Below are 20,519 nucleotides of genomic sequence, written 5' to 3'. Positions count from 1 at the left end.
AAAACAATTTCAAATCAATAAATAATTATCTTTAAAATATAAAACTTAGCAATTATGAAGTGGACAGCCAAATTAATTAAATATAAAAGTGACACTAGAATTGCTGTATATTTCGAAAAAGACATTGATTTAATTGCACGCATCAAACAAATAGAAGGAGCGCGCTGGAGCCAGTCATTAATTGCTTGGCATCTACCAGATACAGAAGAAAACCGGAATAGATTCAAAATAACGTTGCTTAATCACTCTTTGCCCTCAGGGGAAGGTGTTATACAAATTGAAAAATTCAAACAATTTTTACGTTCTAAGCGGTATAGCGAAAGTACCGTTTCCACCTACAGCGATGCTCTAAAATCATTTTTGGTGTTTTACCGAGAAAAACCAATTGCAGAAATAACCAATGACGACATCATTATCTACAATAATGACCACATTCTAAAAATTAAACTATCTGCTTCTTATCAAAATCAGACCGTCAATGCAATTAAACTTTTTTTTCAGACCATCAGAGATACCAAAATTTTTATCGATAAAATTCACCGCCCAAAACGTGCCAAAGTACTACCCAATGTACTGAGTAAAGAGGAAGTGAAATTAATTTTGGATGCACATAGCAACATCAAACACAAAACCATGCTTTCGGTCATTTACAGCTGCGGATTGCGGTGCGGTGAGCTACTTGCTTTAAAACCGCTGGATATCGATTCCAAGCGCAACATTGTTTTGCTTAAAAATTCAAAAGGCAAAAAAGATCGCATAGTTCCTTTGAGCCCAAAGATCTTAGAATTGCTACGTGAATATTACAAAACCTGCAAACCCAAAGAATTTCTGTTTGAAGGTCAAACCGTAGGAAAAGCCTATGACGCGAGAAGTTTACAACTTATTTTAAAGCAAGCTCTAGTAAAAACAGAGATAAAAAAACCAGTAACCTTACACTGGTTGCGCCACAGTTACGCCACCCATTTACTCGAAAGTGGTACAGATTTGAGATACATTCAAGAATTGCTAGGACATAATAGCAGCAAAACCACTGAAACCGAAGTATGAGGTTCAGGAATACCTAAAAAAAAAATGTTGAAAAATGAGTAAATTTATACACATGTAAGCACCAAGAGTTTGCAACAAATAAAAAGTCCCTTTGATGATTTGTAAGTTTAATTATCTATATTTGAAACACAAATAAAAGCGAAACAAACCTTCGCTTATACACCCAATTTCGGGTGGCTATGCGAAGGTTTATTTCGCATATATACTAGTTGTGCGTCAGTTTAGTGGAACGCATAGAAAACCAAAAGATCATCGAAAGAACATCGAAAGAAAAATGAAAAACAAAATTCTATATATTTTAATTTTAACTCTATTCTTAAATTGTAAAAGAGAAAAAACTAAAATTGTAAAAGAAACAAAAATTGAGCAAATTTTTGCTGAAAACGATTATGGAATATTTGGTAAAATAAATCTAAAAATATATTCTGACAGTTCTTACACTTGTGTACGTTACGAAACAAGCCCAAATTATGAAAAGACCGAGAAATTCAATGGTTTTTTCAAAATAATAAATGATACCATAAACTTTTTTCCATCTGACTTCAAAGCGAATTACTCAACAAAAGCGGTTATTAAAAATAATTTTGTCGAATTAGTTGATGGAGAATTTCCGCTGAAAATCGAAATAAAGAGAAATAAGTTAAAGTCAAAAAATAGTTTGAAATTTGACGAAATTAAAGATTATGCAATTTTCACATTCGATGAAAAATATTATAGTAACATTTATTATGGTTATAAGCCAAAAACAATAAAAGCATATGATTTAAAACAAAATGAATTAGAAGAATTAGATATAATATTGAAGAAATGTTTTGTGGAAAATAATACAAAACTAAAAGATATAAATAATTACGTAAAACAATGTATTGTTGTGATAAATCCAAAACAAGAAATTGAAGTTTGGGTAAGTTGTTATTGCAAAAATAAATACGAAAAAGACAATTATAAATATTCGATAATACGAATGCACGACGGCGGAAATTGTAATATAAATCTAAAAGTGAATTTAACAAAACACAACTATTCAGAATTAAATATAAGTGGAAGTGCATAAAAAACCGAACGCACAACAGCGGTTTGCAAAAATGGCGAAATATGAGGTAAATTGACATTTATCTTTCGCAAGAAAATTTATCTTAGCCGAAAATAATCGGTTACGAAGTTCGCCACTTCTGCAAGCCGCGACACGTTGTGCGTCAGCTTGGTAGAAACGAATAGAAGACTTAATAATTTACTAAATGGCATCATTATTTCACTTTATATTTGAACTTATCAAAATATCAATTTTAGGTTGGATTTATTCAACTATTTTGTATTTTATTTTCAAAGAAATTCCAGCAAAAAAGAAACCTGAATGGTGCAAAAAAATATTCAAAACGAAAAAATCAATTTGGATATTTACTTGTCTTTTACTTTTATTTTATATGTTTACGCCTTATGGTAATCACGGTTTAGGAGATAGTGCGAGAATTCCAATTAGTTTTTCAAAAGCAGTTAGTAATGTAGATTGGACCGAAGAGTCGACGATAGATGATGTAGAAACAAAAGACAGAAGTAATCTACAAGCGAAGGAATTTAAAATTATTGATGAAATTGTTTGCGGAAAATACAATAACTTTCATTTTATATATAATTCTGATAAAGACAAATTAGAAGAATTTTATACTGAAAATGAATACAATGAAAATGCAAAATTATTAGATTTACCTCTTTCAGATGAACTTTTAAGTTTTAAAGAAAACTATGATGAATATTGGCATAATTGGAGGTTATTTTTATTACCTTAAAAAAGCCGAACGCACAACAGCTGTTTTGATATAACTGGAATTTAGTGGAATTATCGTTCCGCATCAAGTTTTCGTTAAGCCAAAAATTAGGCGGTTACGAACTTCCAGCCATCTCAAAGCAGCAAAACGTTACCGGTAATGATTCGACATAATCCCTATAAAAAATGAACTATACAATTGAAGATTCTCCTCTACTTGAAAAATTCACTGAATTTAATTTAAGCAAGCCTGAGGCTATTACCTTTCTTCCAGAAAATATTGAATTGGCACAATCCAATAATGAATTCTTTTTTGCAGATTCTACAGTTGACTTAAGAAAATTATTGCGATTAAATTCAATTGAAACTGCGGAGCTAATTTCAATTACAAACTCTTATAATAGAAAGTCCGCAGATTTTTATGGACCAGCAGTGTTCATCAGTCTTTCTTTACTTACTCAAAATCCAGATTTAGTTTCTATTGCTTTAAATCTTATCTCAAATTATATTTATGACCATTTTAAAGGAAAAACTGGTAGTAAAAACGTAAAGCTTGAAATTTACGTTGAAACTAAGAAAAACAAAACTATTAAAAAGATCAATTATGATGGAAATGCGGACGGCTTAAGTCAATTAAATGAAATAATAAAGTCATTGTAATGAATCCATATTTTACCAATCCAAATAATTTGCTTTTCGAATTTAATGAAACTATGCTTGAGGCACAGCGAAAAGCCATTTTTGCTGTTGCAATTGAAATTCAGAAAGAAGAAATTAAAAATTTAGATTTGTACTTAGAGAAAATATCTAAAGCTAAAAAGGAGTTTTCCGAACACAATTATGAGAATGATGCAAACTTAGCTTATTGTTTATTTACACTTGCTGAAATTATTCAACTCGAATTAAAAATGCTAGTTTCACTGAAAGAAGATAGAATGGCAGAAGCTTGGGATATTCTTATTACATGTGAATACAATTTGGGAACTGTTATTAGAAATTATCCTTTTGATCAAGATCATTTGCAAAATTATTTAAATAGATTGATTGACTATCAGAAAACTTTATTTCCTAAAATGATGTTTCATAGTTATGGTGGAATTGTAAAAGAAAGCCACTGTTCTATATGTAAATTAGATTATGGCAATTGTAATCACTTTAAAGGTAAATTATATAATGGCGAACTTTGCTGCAGACATATTACTGAAGTCCAAATGGAAGAACTTTCTGTTGTAGAAAATCCTGCTGATAAGCGTTGTAGAGCCATAAGTATTGAAAATAATGGTGAGAAAATCGATGTTTTGACATTGCGAAAAATCATATAGCACTACCGGTAACAGCCGTTTCTCGCAATTGCGAATTTTGTGGTAAGTTCACATTCACGTTTCGCAAGAATTTTTATCTTTAACGGAAAATAAAAAAATCCGAAGTTCGCAACTGACGAGAAGCGGCGGAACGTTGGCAGTAATTTAACCGCAGAATCAGAAATATAGTGCACAAAACAAGATATATATTACAATAAAATATGAGAAAATTACTTTTTATTTCTTTGTTTATAATTTCGATGGGATGTAAAAATTCAGAAGAGAAACCAAAAGAATTACAAAATTTATTGACTAAAATTGATAAACTTGAAAGACAAAACAAACAGTTAAAAGATTCTTTATCAAATATTGAAGAAGAATTTCTATTCTCTCAAATTTTAATTGGGATTTCAGACGAACAAGTAGTGAAAGTTGGAAAGAAAAATAATATTGTTATGCTTCTACAAACTTTTAATAGAAAATTGCCAAAATATGAAATTTTTAAAATTGAAGGCACAAAAGAAATAAAAATTGGAGAAAATAACCAAACTAGATTTAACTATGACTTTATCCCAAAATCAATAAATGATAATGAATTAGAACTCCTGATTAAAATTCCATACGGAAAAAGAATAATCAAAATTCCAGGCAAAATGTACTTTCCGATTAAAGAATAAACTACCGCCAACACACGTCTTGCGCCATTTGCGAATTTAGTGGAATTACCGTTTTTTAATCGTATTTTCGTTTAGCCGAAAATACTCGTCTTCGTAAGTCGCAAACGGCGCAAGGCGCGAGAACGTTGGGTAATATTTTGCCAAACAAACCTAATAATCAATAACTTACAAAAAAATGTATAAAATTTTATTTTTACTTCTAATCTCTAGCTTTTATAATTGTTATTGTCAAGAAGTGCCTCCTCCTCCTCCTCCAGCTCCAAGTTTAAAAAACGAAAAAAAATACGAAAAGCCACAAGAGATCGTTGAAGTTGCTGAATCAACGAATCTAAAAAAAGAAATTTGTAACGTACAAATATTTGAAATTGACAGTACGTCTTTTACCGACAATAGTTCTAATTCTATTTTAAAAAAATTGAAAGCAGATTAAATGCTATTGATTTAGAAATTTCGTCTGAAGAAATAATCGCTTACACAAAATACAGAAATAGTTTAAAGTTTAATCCATTTAAAATTGATAGTATTGCTTTGGCTATTTACAAATTAAATGAAAATTCAAAATATGAAGACGCAATTAACCTATCTGCTACTTTAAGAATTATTTCGCCAAATAATATAACATTACAAAAAGAGTTGGGGTATGCTTATAAAAAATTAGGACAGACAGAACTATCAGAAAAGCACTTCGAGATGATGAAAAAAATATTAAGTGCAATTGAAAAATATAGCGATGGTTGCAGAATAAATCCATATATATTAAATAATTGCTTTGAAGGCATTAGTTTATATGAAGCAAAATTTAGTCTTTATCCCTCCAAAACTAGATTTATTTTAACCGAATCTAAAAAAATAATTTACGGATATGACATTTACCACATTATGAGATTTGCTAATTTAAATCACTATAAAGAATATTTAAAAGAAGGTGAATACAAGATTGAATAAATAAAAACATCACCCAACCGCCATTTTGAGCTAGCTGGAATTTAGTGGAATTACCGTTTCGCATCACGTTTTCGTTAAGCCGAAAATTGAGCGGTTACGAACTTCCAGCCATCTCAAAGTGGCATAACGTTGGCAGTAATACTACAACAAAACGCTAGAAATGAGTTTCACAAACAAAAAAGTCGATTTTTAAATGCAGAAATTTGGAGTTTTTATCAAAACTGATAAATTTTATTGGACAAAAAATAGAACAATTTATTCAATTTTCTTTTTTTGTCTTTTTATTATTCTCGTCAATCAGAAAATTTTAAAAATAGAAATAGATTTGATAAATGGTATTTTTGGTGGAAGTATTGCAATACTTGCATTCGTTACTTTATTTTGGAGCATTTTTGGAATGGCAAATCCAGATTCTTTAAAAGGAAAAATTGAAGGTTTTATTATATTTAAAAATGACGCTATTGAAATTAAAAATGAAACTTATGAACTTAATCTTATTAAAAATATAGAAATATATAATGAGGATTATTATGGTAAGAAAAGCTTAAGAAATACAGGAGACTTTAATTCTACTTTATCAAATGGTGTTAAAAATCATATTACAATTACATTTTTATCAGCAGAGCAGAAAACCTACAATTTTCAATTATTAAACTCTAATGATTTTCAAAATTTTAGAAGCGAGTTAATGATATATTGTAAGTTAGGAAAAATAACATTCGAAAATATTTGCAAGGTTTTAGGTGAAGAAACTAAAAAAGAAAAAGACGAGTTAAAAAATGAATTATCAAAATAAAGTACTACTGCCAACCGCCATTTTGAGCTAGCTGGAATTTAGTGGAATTATCGTTTCGCATCACGTTTTCGTTAAGCCGAAAACTGAGCGGTTACGAACTTCCAGCCGTCTCAAAGTGGCATAACGTTAGCTGTTATGTTAGCGCAGAAAACGAAAAAAGCGTAAAAAAAACAATAATTCTATGATACCAAAATTGAAAATTTTATTTATTTTTATATTTTCTCTTTTCCTATTTAGCTATGATCCACCTCATTACATTTATTTTATAAATAACTCAAATTCAATCGCGAAAGTAAGACTTAATATAAAACCGAAAACAGAAAATTACGATTTAGAAAGTCTTCAAGTCGGAGATTCTATAGTTTTTAATTTTAAACAGAAAGAAACTGTAAAGATTGACTTTGGTATCAGGAATTGGTCGGATTAAGAAATTGACGAAATAGTAAACGAAATAAAGACTATTGAAATTGAAACGAATGAAATCAAGAGAATTTATAAAACTAAAAACTCAATTAAAAGTTTTTTACAGAATAATAGAAAAGGAATTTTAATACGCTCGAAAATTGAAATTCACATTAAATAAAAACACAACAGCTAACAACCATTTTGATATAGCTGGAGTTTAGTGGAATTACCGTTTGGCATCACCTTTTCGTTAAGCCGAAAATTGAGCGGTTACGAACTTCCAGCCATCTCAAAGTGGCAAAACGTTAGCGGTTATGTTAAAAAAACGAAACTACAAAAATGGAAAATTGGAAATATAAAGTTATACTTTTTCTTATCATTTGCGCCTTGATAATTAGTTATCCATTTTTTTATATAGATTATTTTGAAGCGTCAACTGCGCAAAGAATAACCGCTAAATATTTTTTAGTTCCTATAATTATTTGTCTGTTAATTCTTTTACCAACTTTCTATTTTAAAAAAGTAAAGCCACTTGACAATGATATACCGAAAACTAAAATTAAGGAAAGACTACGCGATGGAATTTCCATTTTTATGATGTTATTTTGTTTAACCGGAATCTTTTTTGGAATAGTGTTTTCATTAATTATAACAACAAATAAGCTTGTCGGAAAATCAGAAACTGTAAAGATTAAAGAGTACGTGGAAGAGTACAAACCAAATACAACCAAAAACGGACGTTTAAGACATTATATAAAATTTGAAAATCCAAAAAATCAAGAATTAATAAATTTAGAAGTATACAGAAAATATGAGGTTGGAGAAATATTCGAAAAAGAAATGAAATATGGTTATTGGGGGATTTTATACTCAACTGAATAGAAAACACAACCGCTAACCGCCATTTTGAGCTAGCTGGAATTTAGTGGAATTATCGTTCCGCATCAAGTTTTCGTTAAGCCGAAAATTAAGCGGTCACGAACTTCCAGCCATCTCAAAGTGGCATAACGTTGGCAAACAGTTAAAAAATAAGACATGCGAAAATTTATTTTATATCAAATATTGTTTAATAATTAGAATAAAATATTGAAGTAACTAGTGTGAAAAATTAAAATTAGCTACAATTGAAACTAAAAGAAATTAAATGATCAGTACAATTATATTTATTATTTGTTTTATTTGCTTGTGGTTATTTGTTGCTCTATATCCACCATCACATAAAATATTACGCAAGAGAAAAACTTACAATACGTTCCTGATTACATCAATTTTATCACCAATTATAACTCTTTTATCCTACGATAAAAACGACGAAGTTTATTCAAAAAATATATTTTGGGGTTCATTTTTTTTTATAATATTTATTTTACTTTATAAGTATTTTGATAACTATATTATTAAAAAATATGAAAGGAATTTAATTTTGGCTATTAAATTTAATGAATTTTGGCACGATGACGAATCAGACAAACAAACTTCAATTGAATTGTTGTTTCAGATTTTACTTCTTGGTATACCAATATTTTACATATTATTATCCAATTATTTGGTAATGAATTTGACATAAAAAATTTTTATAGTTAGATTTACAGAAAAATTCTAAAAACAAAATCTTAAATGAAAAGATGCATAAATAACCGATTTGCCAACAGCCATTTTGAGCTAGCTGGAATTTAGTGGAATTACCGTTTCGCATCAAGGTTTCGTTAAGCCGAAAATTGAGCGGTTACGAACTTCCAGCCATCTCAAAGCAGCAAAACGTTACCAGCAATTTTACCGAAAAACCTGAAAAATGAACGTACTGTTTTTTTCCATATTTCTAAATATCATTTTATTAATAATTATTTACTTTTCTTCAAAGGAGAAAAAAATCAGCTCAAAACTGCTAATTTATTTTGGGCTTTTCGCTGGTTTTTCTTCTTTAAGTTTAACTTATTTATTTGGTTCTTGTTTTGGAGCTTCAACTCCAATTGACATAAAAACACAGAATATAACTAATCAAAATTTAAGCATTTATGCAATTGCATTTTGGGACGATTATGGAAATGGAAGCGGAAATTTTGTAAACTATAATTCAGAATTGGAGCCGAATGAAACTTCCGAATTTTGTATCGACAGCGATGGAGGAAAATTTTGGATAGTTGCAAAAAATAAGGAAAATGAAATTGTTTACCTCGAAGAAACAGAAAACAAGAAAACTGATTTTAAAATAAACGTAAATCAAAATGCTGAACTTGATAAAAACCAATTAGCAAAAGAGTTAACTTTTAAGAAAGACAAAAGTGTAGAATTAGAAATGTATTTAGTATTGACAAACATAATTTTGATTGTTTTACTTGGAATAAGATTACTAAAAAAATAAAAACTGCTGGTAACAGCGGTTTGCAGAAATTGCGAGAATTTTGCAAGATTGGCAAATTTCTTTCGCAAGAAATTCTATCTTAGTAGAAAATTATACGGTCACGAAGTCCGCAACTTCTGCAAGCCGCCAAACGTCAGGCTGTGAAAAAACCTCTTTTTCTACAATAATCATTAAATTTTACGATATTACAACTTAAATAAAGCCGTCTAAGAAGGCTATTTTTTTTAGGCAGCTGATTTAGTTTGAAACGAAAGGAAGTCTGTATTCGGGTTTAAATACGTCGTTTTTAGCAAAAGCAAGACTTTTGCCTTGTATGGTGAGTTCCATTTTTGAAGTTTGGTAATTAAATCGGGAACGCTCAGTGTTTTGATACTGCGTTTGATGTTGTAAACCAACATAATTAAACTGTGTTCGCCATTTACTTTTTCTAAACCTATTACATTTGTGTGATTGTATCCCTGAATTAGTAAAAAAAAGCTGATTTAAAGGAATTCCGGTGATGTGTTGCATCTTTAAATATACAACTTTTCTTCTTTATTATTTGACGTTATGTGTTATATTTGATTCAAATAGATGTTAGTTTTTTCACAGACTGACGTTATAGACAATTTTGACACTTGCATACCTAAAAACTTAAATAGCAAATTTGTAGTTATGAAACGATTAACTCTCTTATTTTTTATATTAACTTATTATTCGTTATGTGCGAGTGAATGCTATCGTTATCACACAAAAACCAATTATAAAATTATATCCAAAAACGAAAAATGTTATTTATATACTACAATCATAGACCCAAACGGAGTTAGCATAGTAAATCGTACTATAATTTTGCTCAAAGATATTTCAAGCAAAAACATCCAGCTAATTTCTGAGGGTAACGATGGATTAATTATTTGCAATCAAGTTGGGTATTACTGGATAGACAAAAACACAGACACTTTTGAAGCAAAAGGGGTTAAAAAAATAATTGATAAAAATAAAGTATCACAAGTTTTTGGACTTCATGCATTTTGCATTAATGGCAAATGGAAACACTTGACTTATGATATTAATACCGATAGGAGCACTATTAAAGATTTAAAAAAGTTTCCGAATAATGCTAAAATCATTCATCACTCTACAGCGGGAAGAGGTAGTTGTTATTTATTAAAGGATAACACTAAAGTATTTTCGTATGATGAAGATGCTGGAGAAATTAATGAAATTGAAAATCTAGATGCGGCTACTACAAATTTTCAGTTATCTGATTGGGATTATGATGACCATTTTTTATATGACCACAATACCTTTTTAATGATTGATTTAAATTTTGATAACATTAGAGATGTTACTGCTGATTTTAAAAAATTGGGATTGAAACACAACTTTACACAGGCAAAATTTACACAAAATTTTAGTGCAGAATTAGTATTGGATTTTAACGACGGTAGTTTATGGATTTATAATAAAAACGGGGTCGATTTAGAAAACGAAGAAAGTGTATTGTTTTATCAAATAAAACATGCGACATTTTTACCACATATAAAATATATTTTACACAACAAAAATCTATATTCTAATAATTTCGATTTAATTAATGATATCAGTCGATTTGACGTAGCTGAAGTCGCCGATTTGAAAAGTTTAAATGAAAAATTCAGTGTTTTTTATGATAAGTTCAATCAATACAAAATTGTAACTAACAGTAACGGAACTAATATCTTTAAAAAAGAAACAAACCACAGTCAAAACAGTACAATATTATTAGACCCATTAGTAAATTACGAAGGTGTATATTCCTATTTGCATAGTATGCCGCAATTTTACACCAGTAAAGGATTTATATTTTTTTTAAATGATAATAATACTATCGAAAAGTCAATACCTTATAAATCAAAAATTAAAAACCTTAAAATTGCCTACGCATTTGATAATAAATTACTAATTGAAAATCAAGTGATTGAAAATATAGCAGATTATGATACTATTGAATTTATAGGTTCTTCGGTAGATGAAATCTCGGGCTGTGATGGAGGAAATGGACAAACTGATATAGTAATAGAATACAACTATTATTTTAAAGACAAAAATGCTGTTTATTTTTATCATAGTAATTCGAATAAAATGAATAAGTTAGAAAACAAAAAACCGGATAGCTATAATAAAAGCAATTTTTTTGAAACCTTATTAAAAAAATAAACTGCCCACAACAGGTAGAGTTTCGCTGCGTGCGAAGCACAAATAATGAAACTCGTGTTGAATCTTTCACGGCTAAAAAGCTGATTGCACAACATCTATTTCTGGAGATCTTTCGTTAAATGAATTAATAGCATTTCAAGTGGCTATCCTGCCTCATATTTTTTGCAGTAAATTATAAGGTATTTTTAGTGTTATCCGTCACATCAGGATATAAAGTGCCATATAAATAAGTATTACGATCTTCTTTCTTTGAAATATTAACGATAATACTTAATGATTTTATTGTAAGTAAACCGACAAAAGCATCGATAAAACGAACCACATTATCCGTACTAATAGTTTCTTCTAAACTAGTAAAAAATAGCTAATTACGAGGAATTCCGGTGATGTGTTGCATATTTAAATATACAACTTTTCTTCTTTTTTATTTGGCATTATGTGTTATATTTGATTCAAATAAATATTAGTTTTTTCACAGACTGACGTTATACGTCATGCTTAGGGACACTGCTAACCTGAAACTGACTATAAGAAACTACTTTAACACCTAAATAAAATATAATCAATATGGACTACAAAGCATCACTTGACACTTTATGCTAGGTAATGACAGCAGGAGCATTTATTCTTTTCATTGCAATTGGATAGAAGAATGTAAGAGCAATTATTTCAGCAAATAGCACTTCAGACCAACTTTAGAGTCCTTCTGCTTTTTGCTGCGACAATTGTCATCAGTTATTTATACAACACAATCAGATATTTTGTATCAAGTCATGAACTTAATAGTCAACGACCAGTCAGCGAAAGAATAATTAAGATTCTAACGTAACCGAAATTAGAACTGTTGACTCAACAGACTTTTCAGGTACAATCAGAACTTTTGGTATTGGTGGACTTTTTGGCTACTTCGGAAAATAGTATAAATCTAAAATTGGAAACATGACATGGTATCTAACGTAGAAGAACAATAAAGTCCTTGTTCGGACGCAGCACGGAGATAAAATAATTATTTCACCTGACGACGTTAGTTTAGTTGACAAGGTGCAAACTGCAATGAAACCGAAACAATGACGAACGATAAAATTACATATAAATCAAACAGAATGAAAAAAGCATCATTAATTCTACTTATATTCTTAACATCTTTAACTGTGTTTGGGCAAGACATTAGTGGACAGTGGAATGGAATATTAAAAGTGCAAGGAACTCAATTAAGAGTTGTTTTCAATATCAGTAAGACAGACAATGGATATAGATCTACCATGGATAGCCCAGACCAAGGAGCAAAAGAAATTCCTGTAACCACTACAAGTTTTGATAATTCAGTGTTAAAGCTTGCGGTAACAAATTCAAGAATTGAATACGAAGGAACTTTGAATAAAGACAATAATATTATTGGAAACTTTAAGCAAGCAGGGCAATCTTTTCCAATGGATTTATCAAAAGTAAAAACTGAAAAAGAAAAAGCGGTAATTGCATCTGAAAACAAGGACACGAACTTTATGGAAACGCAAATAATCTTAAAGACAAAGAGTGGAGATATTTTTGGAACATTAACTACTCCTAAAAGTTTCTCTAACATTTCTGTTGCTTTAATAATTGCAGGTTCTGGACCAACAGATAGAGATTGTAATAATCCTATGATGAAATGCGATGCTTACAAAAAACTTGCTTACGGCCTTTCTGAAAATAATATTGCGTCATTACGCTATGACAAAAGAGGAATCGCAGAAAGTAAAGCAGCAGGAAAAAGCGAGACTGACCTTCGCTTTGATGACTATGTAAATGATGCAAAGGAATGGATACAATTATTAAAGCAAGATAAACGATTTTCAAAAGTCATTGTAATAGGACACAGCGAAGGTTCATTGATTGGAATGATTGCATCAACAATTGCTGATAAATTTATTTCTATCGCTGGTGCAGGACAGTCGGCAGATAAAACTATTAAAGAACAATTAAGCACTCAACCAAAAGAAGTTCAAGATTTATCTTATCCAATTCTTGACAGTTTGGTAAAAGGAAAAACGGCTGACAATGTAAATCCAGTGCTTAACTCTCTTTTCAGAAAAAGTGTTCAGCCTTATATGATTTCATGGTTTAAATATGACCCACAAATTGAAATACAGAAATTAAATATGCCTATCCTCATCGTTCAAGGAACTAATGATATTCAGGTAACAGTTGAAGATGCAAAGCGACTTTCAAAAGCAAACCCAAAATCACAATTGGTACTGATTGAGAAAATGAATCACATCTTTCGAACAGTTGACGGTGACAAAAAAGCGAATGTTGCAACATACAACAACTCTTCATTACCGCTGGCGGACGGATTTATAAAAAACATTACGAGCTTCATTTTGAAAAACTAAATACTAATTAATTTGCAACAACACAGTTTCATGAACACAGCGAAACTACATCAAACAATCTTTGGTGCCGACTTCAAACAATCGTGCCTTGAACGAGCAGTAGCACGAACGCATAACAGCACATACCCAAAAGGCGGGGTTTCGCATTCCAAAGACAGTTTGGTGGTTAATCAGCATTAGTTTTTCAAATATAGTTTTATGGTAAAAGTCCCGCCCTTCGGGTAGCCCCGTACCGTAAGGCTGTGAAAAAACCACATTTTTCTACAAAACCATTAAGTTTTACGATATTACAACTTAAATAAAGACTTCTAAGAAGGCTATTTTTTTTAGGCAGCTGATTTAGTTTGGAACGAAAGGAAGTCTGAATTCAGGTTTAAACACTAAGTTTTTAGCAAAAGCAAGACTTTTGCCTTGTATGGTGAGTTCCATTTTAGAAGGTTGGTAATTAAATCGGGAACGCCCAGTATTTTGATACTGCGCTTGATGTTGTAAACCAACATAATCAAACTGTGTTCTCCATTTACTTTTTTTAATACTGTTAAATTTGTTTGATCGTTTCTCTTATGAATTTTAAGATCGCTTAATGATGACAAAGATATCTTCGTTCATCTATTGAATATTTTTTGACCTATCACACTCAAATCAAGCATCTTAAATTCATTGCTCGGGTCCATACATTTATTTATCTTCGAGATTACGTTTAATATCCAGTTGAGAAAAATCTCCTTTCAAAACTCTTTGTATCATTTATAAAACTGCTGAGCTATTCTGTGCTGACTGATGACTTATTTGTTTAATGATAACTCAATCGGACTGCTTATTTTCATAAGAATTGTCTAAAGTTTTCCGCACTAGATTCAAGTTAAGTTCTACCTCTAAGCTTTCTGTCATTACTACCCTAGTATGTCTAGAAAAATACATTGAAATTAGTTAAATATCACAGTATTCTGTACTAATAGCAATAACTAATTTTTTAAGCCGTTAGTTGTACTAACAATAATTAATTTTTACAACTAGTTAAACAACAAAAGAATTTTACCTCATGAAAAATATGAAAATTGCGGCAATCGTCTTATTACTTTTTACGTCAAATATTTTTGGTCAAACAACAGACAAACCTATCAAATCTGGTTCTTTAAAAAGTCAATTTGAAACTATTATTGAAAACTCAAATAGCTTTAAGGGATACAAAGTAATTAAAGAAGCTTCGCTACAAAAATTACAATCAAATATTACAGATTCTTTATCAGTTTCAAAAAATAAACTTTCAGCCGCTATCGAATTCCAAAATTCGCAAAAACAACTTATTGAAAGTTTGCAAACTAAATCAAATAGCGCTAAAGCGATTGTATCTGATTTAAAATCAGAAAAAGATAACATCTCACTTTTAGGTATTCCTATCCAAAAATCTTTTTTTAAAACATTGTTCTTCTTGATCGTAATTGTATTGATCGCTACAGTAATCTTTTTAATTTTTAAATTTAAACGAAGTAACATTATAACTGCAGAAAGCAAATTAGCTTTGGAACAGACTGAAAAAGAATTTTTGATTTACAAAGAAAAAGCTTTGGAACGCGAACAAAAAGCGATGCGTAGACTGCAGGACGAATTAAACAAAAATAAATAGAAATTTTAATCGTTGCTATCAGCTGAGAAATAGTAATTATATCAAATCGAATACTATTTGATTAAGTAGTTTAATAAATTTAGAGATAGACTGATGATATATTTCAATAGTCTATCTCATTTAATGTAATTTTGTAGTATGTTAAATCAGAAAGCAATGAAATTATTATTAAAAGTATATCCTATTTTTATTTTGTTCCTGATTCTATCTTGTTCAAATATAAGAAGACAAATTTCATCGAACGAAGTAAGCTTAAATACCATTGATTCTGCACAGTCAACTGAGCATAACAACAGAATGAACGAGATCAATACCTCTGATAATATTTATTTTAAATCTTCGGGAACGGAACCGTTTTGGGGACTAACAATATCTGATAAAGGGATTGTTATAACTACGATTACAGATTCTATTATCGTCCCACATACTACTCCAGTTCAAGCTATGGATAGTAATGTGAAAATGTATAAAACCGAGACTGACTCTGCACAATTAACTATTCAAATCAGTCAATTGCAATGCAGCAACGCTATGTCTGGAGAACTTTCTCCGTATGCGGTATCTGTAACTTACAAAGATAAAACCAAGCTGTCAGCACAAAAATTAGAGGGTTGTGGCGCATATATTACTGATTACCGACTGCATGACATATGGGTTCTCGAAAGTCTGAATGGACAATCTATTGATCGCGCCGATTATATAAATGGTTTGCCTATTATCGAAATATATAGTGCTACAAATTCATTTATCGGTTTTGGTGGTTGCAATCAAATAGCCGGTCAATTATTTTTTGAAAAAGGATTACTTCGATTTAAAGAAGTAACTACTACCGAAAAGCTTTGTACAGATTCTAATCTAGAAAAATTATTTATTGAAGCATTACAAAGTACAACAACCTATAAAATTGAAAACAATCGTTTACGCTTTTCCAACCCATCTAAGCAACTTTTGGTATTAAAAAAAATTGACTGATTATTAGCTTTTACTGAAATACAAATTAAAATAAACTATCCGATTAAAAAGGAAACAGCTGAATCTGTTACTGCCGATTTTTCATTTTTTGGTATCGAAAGTAATACATCAGTTGAAAAATTATTATTTAATGGTAAAAATGATAATTCGGGATATTGGTGACTCTTTTTTAAACTTGAGGGAACGATTGAAATTCCTAAGCCATTTCGAACCAATTGAATTATAGAATTAATGTTGTTGGATTCATGCACAATATTTGGTGTAAATCCGTAATAAGCGCAAATTTCAATCAATGAATTATAATAGGTAGGAGCATAATCTTTATTAAAAAAAACAAATACCTCATTATCTAATCTACTTAAATCATTTGCATCTTCAATGGCAATTTTACTATTATTAAATACGAGAGAATACGAATCTTTGAACCATAATTTAGATTCAATTTTTGAAGATGCGACTGGAGCTCTTACAATAGCTAAATCTAATTTACTTTGTTCTAAAGCTAGGATTTGTTTCTTTGTAGACACTTCATATAACTTTATATTTAGATAAGGATACTCCTGCGTCAAGAATTGAATAAGGTTGGTGATAGTATCTGAAAAGGTAGAACTAATATACCCTATTCGAAAATCACCACTTACATTCTCGCCTATCTTTTTGGTTTTTATTACAATAGATTCTAGATTTTGTAGTTGAGTGGTAATTTGTTCCTTAAAATACAATCCCGCTTCGGTAAGTATAACTTTTTTATTATTTCTGTTAAAAAGCTCTACTCCTATTTCATTTTCTAGTTCCTTAATTTGTCTACTTAGTGGTGGTTGAGAAATATAAAGTTGAGCTGCCGCCTTTGTAAAACTCAGTGTATTGGCCACAGCTAAAAAATATTTAAAATGCCTTAATTCCATATCTATACTTTTAGAGTATTATAGATTGACAAATTAAGTACTTTTAAGTATCAATTCAAAGCGTTACTTTTGAACTAATCATTTAAATCTGATCAACACAAATAATTATGAATAAATCAACTGTACAAGAAATCAAAGAACGTTTTGATAATGATGTAGAACGCTTTTCAAATTTAGATACAGGCCAGGTAGCTACAATTGATGCACAAATTTCACTAGAACTCTTGACCGAAGCTTCTAAAAGGATTAAGCCTGATGCGCAAAATCTTCTAGACGTTGGTTGTGGAGCGGGAAACTACAGTTTAAAAATGCTGACTAAAATTGCCAATTTAAATTGTACTTTGGTAGATTTGAGTAAACCAATGCTGGAAAAAGCTTTAGAGCGAGTGTCGAATGAAACAATTGGCACTGTAGCAACGATACAAGGAGATGTTAGAGATGTTACTTTAGAAGAAAATAGCTTTGATATTATTCTAGCAGGAGCTGTACTGCATCATTTAAGGGATGATAATGATTGGGAAAAAACATTTATAAAACTATACCGATTACTAAAACCAGGAGGATGCTTAATGATCTCTGATCTGATCACACAAGAAACTGAAGCGGTAAATGAATACACCTGGGAGCGCTACGGTGATTACCTAGAATCTGTAGACGGAAAAGAATACAGAAAGAAAGTGCTAGATTATGTAGAAAAAGAAGATTCGCCACGATCCATGACCTACCAACTAGAATTGATGAAGAAAGTAGGTTTTAAAAAGACGGAAATCTTACATAAAAACATGTGTTTCGGTGCCTTTGGAGCAATAAAGTAAGATTCAATAAGTAATCACATAAGAGGTCGTTGAGGCCTCTTTTTTTGGTATACCCTATTCTTATACTGTTTTTCTAGATTTGGAAAAAATGAAACTAGCCACATCACAAAGTTAAACAGTTAGTATCGCTATAATTATTTAACGGTAGTTGTAAGGTGTTCTGCTTTCTTCTAACATTAAGTCACGATTTATAATGACAAAACGCAATTGCTGCCTGTTGCACTTTTATTAAATGGATATCGCTTATCTACTTTTTAATACTGTTTAAATATTTACTTTATCAGACTGTTTTTTTTTAAATAATCACGCACTGAGACAAAATAAGATAGTATTTTCTAATCTATCTTTGTATTCGAACTAGAATATCAAAATGGAAACGACACAATCAAAAACAATAAGTCAAAAATTATTATTTATAATGGCTGTTGCAATTGCAGCAACAGCAGCTAATCTATATTACAATCAACCCTTGATTCCTTCGATAGGAAAATCATTGGGATTAAACAAAAATTTGTTGGGATTTATTCCATCTGCTTCTCAAATTGGGTATGCCGTAGCAATTCTTCTTATTTCTCCTCTTGGTGACGTTATGGATAGAAAACGAGTAATTAGAAATCTATCCATTATATTAGTTTTTGCTCTAATTGGCGTTTATTTTGCTCCCAATTTTTTTATATTAATCACAGCAACATTTGCTGTCGGTTTGGGCGCAAACATTACACAACAATTAATACCACTTGGCATCTCCCTGTCCTCACCCGAAAATAAAGGTAAAGTTGTTGCTACTTTGATGACAGGACTCACAACCGGAATTCTATTATCACGAACACTCAGTGGCTTCATGGCGGAACATTTTGGTTGGCGTGCCGTGTTTCTGGGCGCGGCGATTATAGCTGCAATCATTGGTATTGTGCTGCATTATGTGTTGCCATCAAATATTCCTACAGCAGATTTAAAATATACCAAATTACTCGGCTCTATGTTCACTCTAATCAAGACAAAACCGCTATTGCGTCAAGCCGCGTTTGTGGGTGCTTTGTGGTTTGCTGCCTTTAATGCCTTGTGGGCTACGGTTGCTATACATATGATGGATAAACCTTTCTCCTACTCTGTTCAACAAGTTGGATTATTAGGTTTTGTAGGTGCATCTGGAATTTTTGGCGCAAAACTAGCAGGTAAATGGGTAGATAAAATTGGCGCAAACAAAGTGATGATGTTCTCTATTGGAACTGTACTATTGAGCTTTGTTGTGCTAGCGCTCGGAAAAGATAATATTATCATTCTCTGTATCGGAATCATTCTTCTTGATTTAGGCGTTTTTGGATCTCAGGTACCGAATCAAGTACGCGTTTTTTCGGTGGATATAAATGCACAAAGTAGAGCTAATGCAGTTTATATGCTATTCTACTACATAGGTGCTGCTGCTGGATCTGCTGTTGGAGTATCTGTCATTAGTAAATTCGGGTGGTACGGACTTACTGGTTTTGGATTCACATTAGCCATCACTGCGTTTATTTTTCATATAAGTCGAAAAAATAGATGATAGTCTTTGTAATTTCTTTATCGCAATTATCGAATTCTGTGTGAATTTTATTTTTCGAAAGTACTACTCGATGCATTTATAATCTGAATTTTGTTTTTGTATCTAGAAGTAAAATTTAGAAACTTTTTTAATTAACATAACATAAACATACTAACAGGTATTTTTTTATAACTTTGAAATATGCAACAAGAATTAAAATCAGATTTTACCAAACAACTTATCATTGATAAAGCGTTCAGTTTGTTTTATGAGAATGGTTTTAAATCAACAAGTATTGATGCGATAATGAGAGAGACATCATTAAGTAAAGGTGCTTTTTATCATCATTACAAAAGTAAAAAAGACATCGGACTCGAAGTTATAAGCTTAAAGGTCGAAAAAAGAGTTGTTGAAGGAATGATTTTGCCTCTGATGAAAAAAGGTAATGCCTACGATATAATAGTGAAAGTTTTTATCAATCGTTTAAAGGAATTTTCATTTTATGACAAGCAACATGGTTGTCCTATGAACAATCTAATAAATGAAATTGGTAACACTGAAGCTGTATATCAAAAGGCACTTAGAAACATCATTGAACAATGGAAATATGCTTTGGAACAACTTATTGAAAGAGGAAAATATGAAAATTCAATCAAGAAGGAAGTTTCTAGTAAAGCGGTTGCTATTTATTTAATTAGTGCTTTTGAAGGCATTAGAGGAATTAGAAAACTATATGATAATGATGTAGTGATCGAAGATTTTTTATCTGGTCTTTCTTCTTACTTGGAACAAATTAGAGTTTAATTTTTTTACATAAAAAACATACC

At 30.6% G+C, this 20,519-nt stretch carries 20 protein-coding genes; 18 read left to right on the top strand and 2 right to left on the bottom strand.

The features are described 5' to 3' along the window. Positions 1 to 54: 54 nt before the first annotated feature. The 11 genes from LXH21_RS09195 (at position 55) to LXH21_RS09145 (ending at position 9,298) form a co-directional block, all read left to right on the top strand. Positions 55 to 1,047, top strand: a complete 993-nt coding sequence (locus LXH21_RS09195) for a tyrosine-type recombinase/integrase (protein ID WP_239865032.1) — start codon at positions 55 to 57, stop codon at positions 1,045 to 1,047. Positions 1,048 to 1,321: 274 nt separating this feature from the next. Further along, on the top strand, positions 1,322 to 2,101 hold the full coding sequence (locus tag LXH21_RS09190) for a hypothetical protein (RefSeq protein WP_239865030.1): 780 nt from the start codon (positions 1,322 to 1,324) through the stop codon (positions 2,099 to 2,101). Between the two features lie 184 nt (positions 2,102 to 2,285). Then, complete coding sequence (locus tag LXH21_RS09185; RefSeq protein WP_239865028.1) at positions 2,286 to 2,834, top strand: hypothetical protein; 549 nt, start codon at positions 2,286 to 2,288, stop codon at positions 2,832 to 2,834. Positions 2,835 to 2,998: 164 nt separating this feature from the next. Continuing rightward, positions 2,999 to 3,472: a hypothetical protein gene (locus LXH21_RS09180; RefSeq protein WP_239865025.1), complete on the top strand. Its 474-nt coding sequence runs from the start codon at positions 2,999 to 3,001 to the stop codon at positions 3,470 to 3,472. Further along, the gene (locus tag LXH21_RS09175) at positions 3,472 to 4,134 is read left to right on the top strand and encodes a hypothetical protein (RefSeq protein ID WP_239865017.1); all 663 of its coding nucleotides are present in this window, start codon (positions 3,472 to 3,474) and stop codon (positions 4,132 to 4,134) included. Before LXH21_RS09180 ends, LXH21_RS09175 begins: the two co-directional genes overlap by 1 nt. Before the next feature lie 200 nt (positions 4,135 to 4,334). Next, positions 4,335 to 4,790, top strand: coding sequence for a hypothetical protein (locus LXH21_RS09170; RefSeq protein WP_239865015.1), 456 nt, complete (start codon positions 4,335 to 4,337; stop codon positions 4,788 to 4,790). A gap of 175 nt (positions 4,791 to 4,965) precedes the next feature. After that, a complete protein-coding gene (locus LXH21_RS09165; protein ID WP_239865013.1) occupies positions 4,966 to 5,220 on the top strand; it encodes a hypothetical protein in 255 nt (84 codons plus the stop codon). Positions 5,221 to 5,318: 98 nt separating this feature from the next. Further along, positions 5,319 to 5,735 carry a hypothetical protein gene (locus LXH21_RS09160; RefSeq protein WP_239865011.1) on the top strand — a complete coding sequence of 139 codons (417 nt, stop codon included), beginning with the start codon at positions 5,319 to 5,321 and terminating at the stop codon, positions 5,733 to 5,735. Positions 5,736 to 5,928: 193 nt separating this feature from the next. Next, a complete protein-coding gene (locus LXH21_RS09155; protein WP_239865009.1) occupies positions 5,929 to 6,531 on the top strand; it encodes a hypothetical protein in 603 nt (200 codons plus the stop codon). Positions 6,532 to 7,275: 744 nt separating this feature from the next. Next, the gene (locus tag LXH21_RS09150) at positions 7,276 to 7,818 is read left to right on the top strand and encodes a hypothetical protein (protein WP_239865007.1); all 543 of its coding nucleotides are present in this window, start codon (positions 7,276 to 7,278) and stop codon (positions 7,816 to 7,818) included. Between the two features lie 910 nt (positions 7,819 to 8,728). After that, positions 8,729 to 9,298 (top strand): hypothetical protein, encoded by a 570-nt coding sequence (locus LXH21_RS09145; RefSeq protein ID WP_239865005.1) that lies wholly within the window; start codon positions 8,729 to 8,731, stop codon positions 9,296 to 9,298. A gap of 237 nt (positions 9,299 to 9,535) precedes the next feature. On the opposite strand, the gene LXH21_RS09140 is transcribed toward LXH21_RS09145, so the two are convergent. Beyond that, the gene (locus tag LXH21_RS09140; RefSeq protein ID WP_239865003.1) at positions 9,536 to 9,808 is read right to left on the bottom strand and encodes a hypothetical protein; all 273 of its coding nucleotides are present in this window, start codon (positions 9,806 to 9,808) and stop codon (positions 9,536 to 9,538) included. A 321-nt stretch (positions 9,809 to 10,129) separates the two neighbouring features. Here LXH21_RS09140 and LXH21_RS09135 point away from each other — a divergent pair, with 321 nt between their 5' ends. The 4 genes from LXH21_RS09135 to LXH21_RS09120 all read left to right on the top strand — a co-directional run bounded on the left by LXH21_RS09135 (position 10,130) and on the right by LXH21_RS09120 (position 16,450). Beyond that, complete coding sequence (locus LXH21_RS09135; RefSeq protein ID WP_239865001.1) at positions 10,130 to 11,479, top strand: hypothetical protein; 1,350 nt, start codon at positions 10,130 to 10,132, stop codon at positions 11,477 to 11,479. Positions 11,480 to 12,582: 1,103 nt separating this feature from the next. Continuing rightward, a complete protein-coding gene (locus LXH21_RS09130) occupies positions 12,583 to 13,851 on the top strand; it encodes an alpha/beta hydrolase (RefSeq protein WP_239864999.1) in 1,269 nt (422 codons plus the stop codon). A gap of 1,042 nt (positions 13,852 to 14,893) precedes the next feature. Next, positions 14,894 to 15,478: a hypothetical protein gene (locus LXH21_RS09125; RefSeq protein WP_239864997.1), complete on the top strand. Its 585-nt coding sequence runs from the start codon at positions 14,894 to 14,896 to the stop codon at positions 15,476 to 15,478. Positions 15,479 to 15,634: 156 nt separating this feature from the next. After that, on the top strand, positions 15,635 to 16,450 hold the full coding sequence (locus tag LXH21_RS09120; RefSeq protein ID WP_239864995.1) for an META domain-containing protein: 816 nt from the start codon (positions 15,635 to 15,637) through the stop codon (positions 16,448 to 16,450). A 35-nt stretch (positions 16,451 to 16,485) separates the two neighbouring features. Here the strand turns inward: LXH21_RS09120 and LXH21_RS09115 are convergent, their stop codons facing one another. Next, complete coding sequence (locus LXH21_RS09115) at positions 16,486 to 17,355, bottom strand: LysR family transcriptional regulator (RefSeq protein ID WP_239864993.1); 870 nt, start codon at positions 17,353 to 17,355, stop codon at positions 16,486 to 16,488. 107 nt (positions 17,356 to 17,462) lie between these two features. Between LXH21_RS09115 and LXH21_RS09110 the strand changes: the two genes are divergently transcribed. The 3 genes from LXH21_RS09110 (at position 17,463) to LXH21_RS09100 (ending at position 20,496) form a co-directional block, all read left to right on the top strand. Then, positions 17,463 to 18,170 carry a class I SAM-dependent methyltransferase gene (locus tag LXH21_RS09110; protein ID WP_239864990.1) on the top strand — a complete coding sequence of 236 codons (708 nt, stop codon included), beginning with the start codon at positions 17,463 to 17,465 and terminating at the stop codon, positions 18,168 to 18,170. Positions 18,171 to 18,540: 370 nt separating this feature from the next. Next, positions 18,541 to 19,713: an MFS transporter gene (locus LXH21_RS09105; RefSeq protein ID WP_239864988.1), complete on the top strand. Its 1,173-nt coding sequence runs from the start codon at positions 18,541 to 18,543 to the stop codon at positions 19,711 to 19,713. Positions 19,714 to 19,893: 180 nt separating this feature from the next. Then, entirely contained in the window at positions 19,894 to 20,496 is a 603-nt protein-coding gene (locus tag LXH21_RS09100) for a TetR/AcrR family transcriptional regulator (RefSeq protein WP_239864986.1), read from the top strand. The last annotated feature ends 23 nt before the right edge of the window (positions 20,497 to 20,519 follow it).

Source organism: Flavobacterium algicola (genome assembly GCF_022399565.1).
Lineage (GTDB): Bacteria > Bacteroidota > Bacteroidia > Flavobacteriales > Flavobacteriaceae > Flavobacterium > Flavobacterium algicola.
Note: the sequence above shows the minus strand (reverse complement) of the source record. Positions and strands in the feature narration are given on the sequence as shown.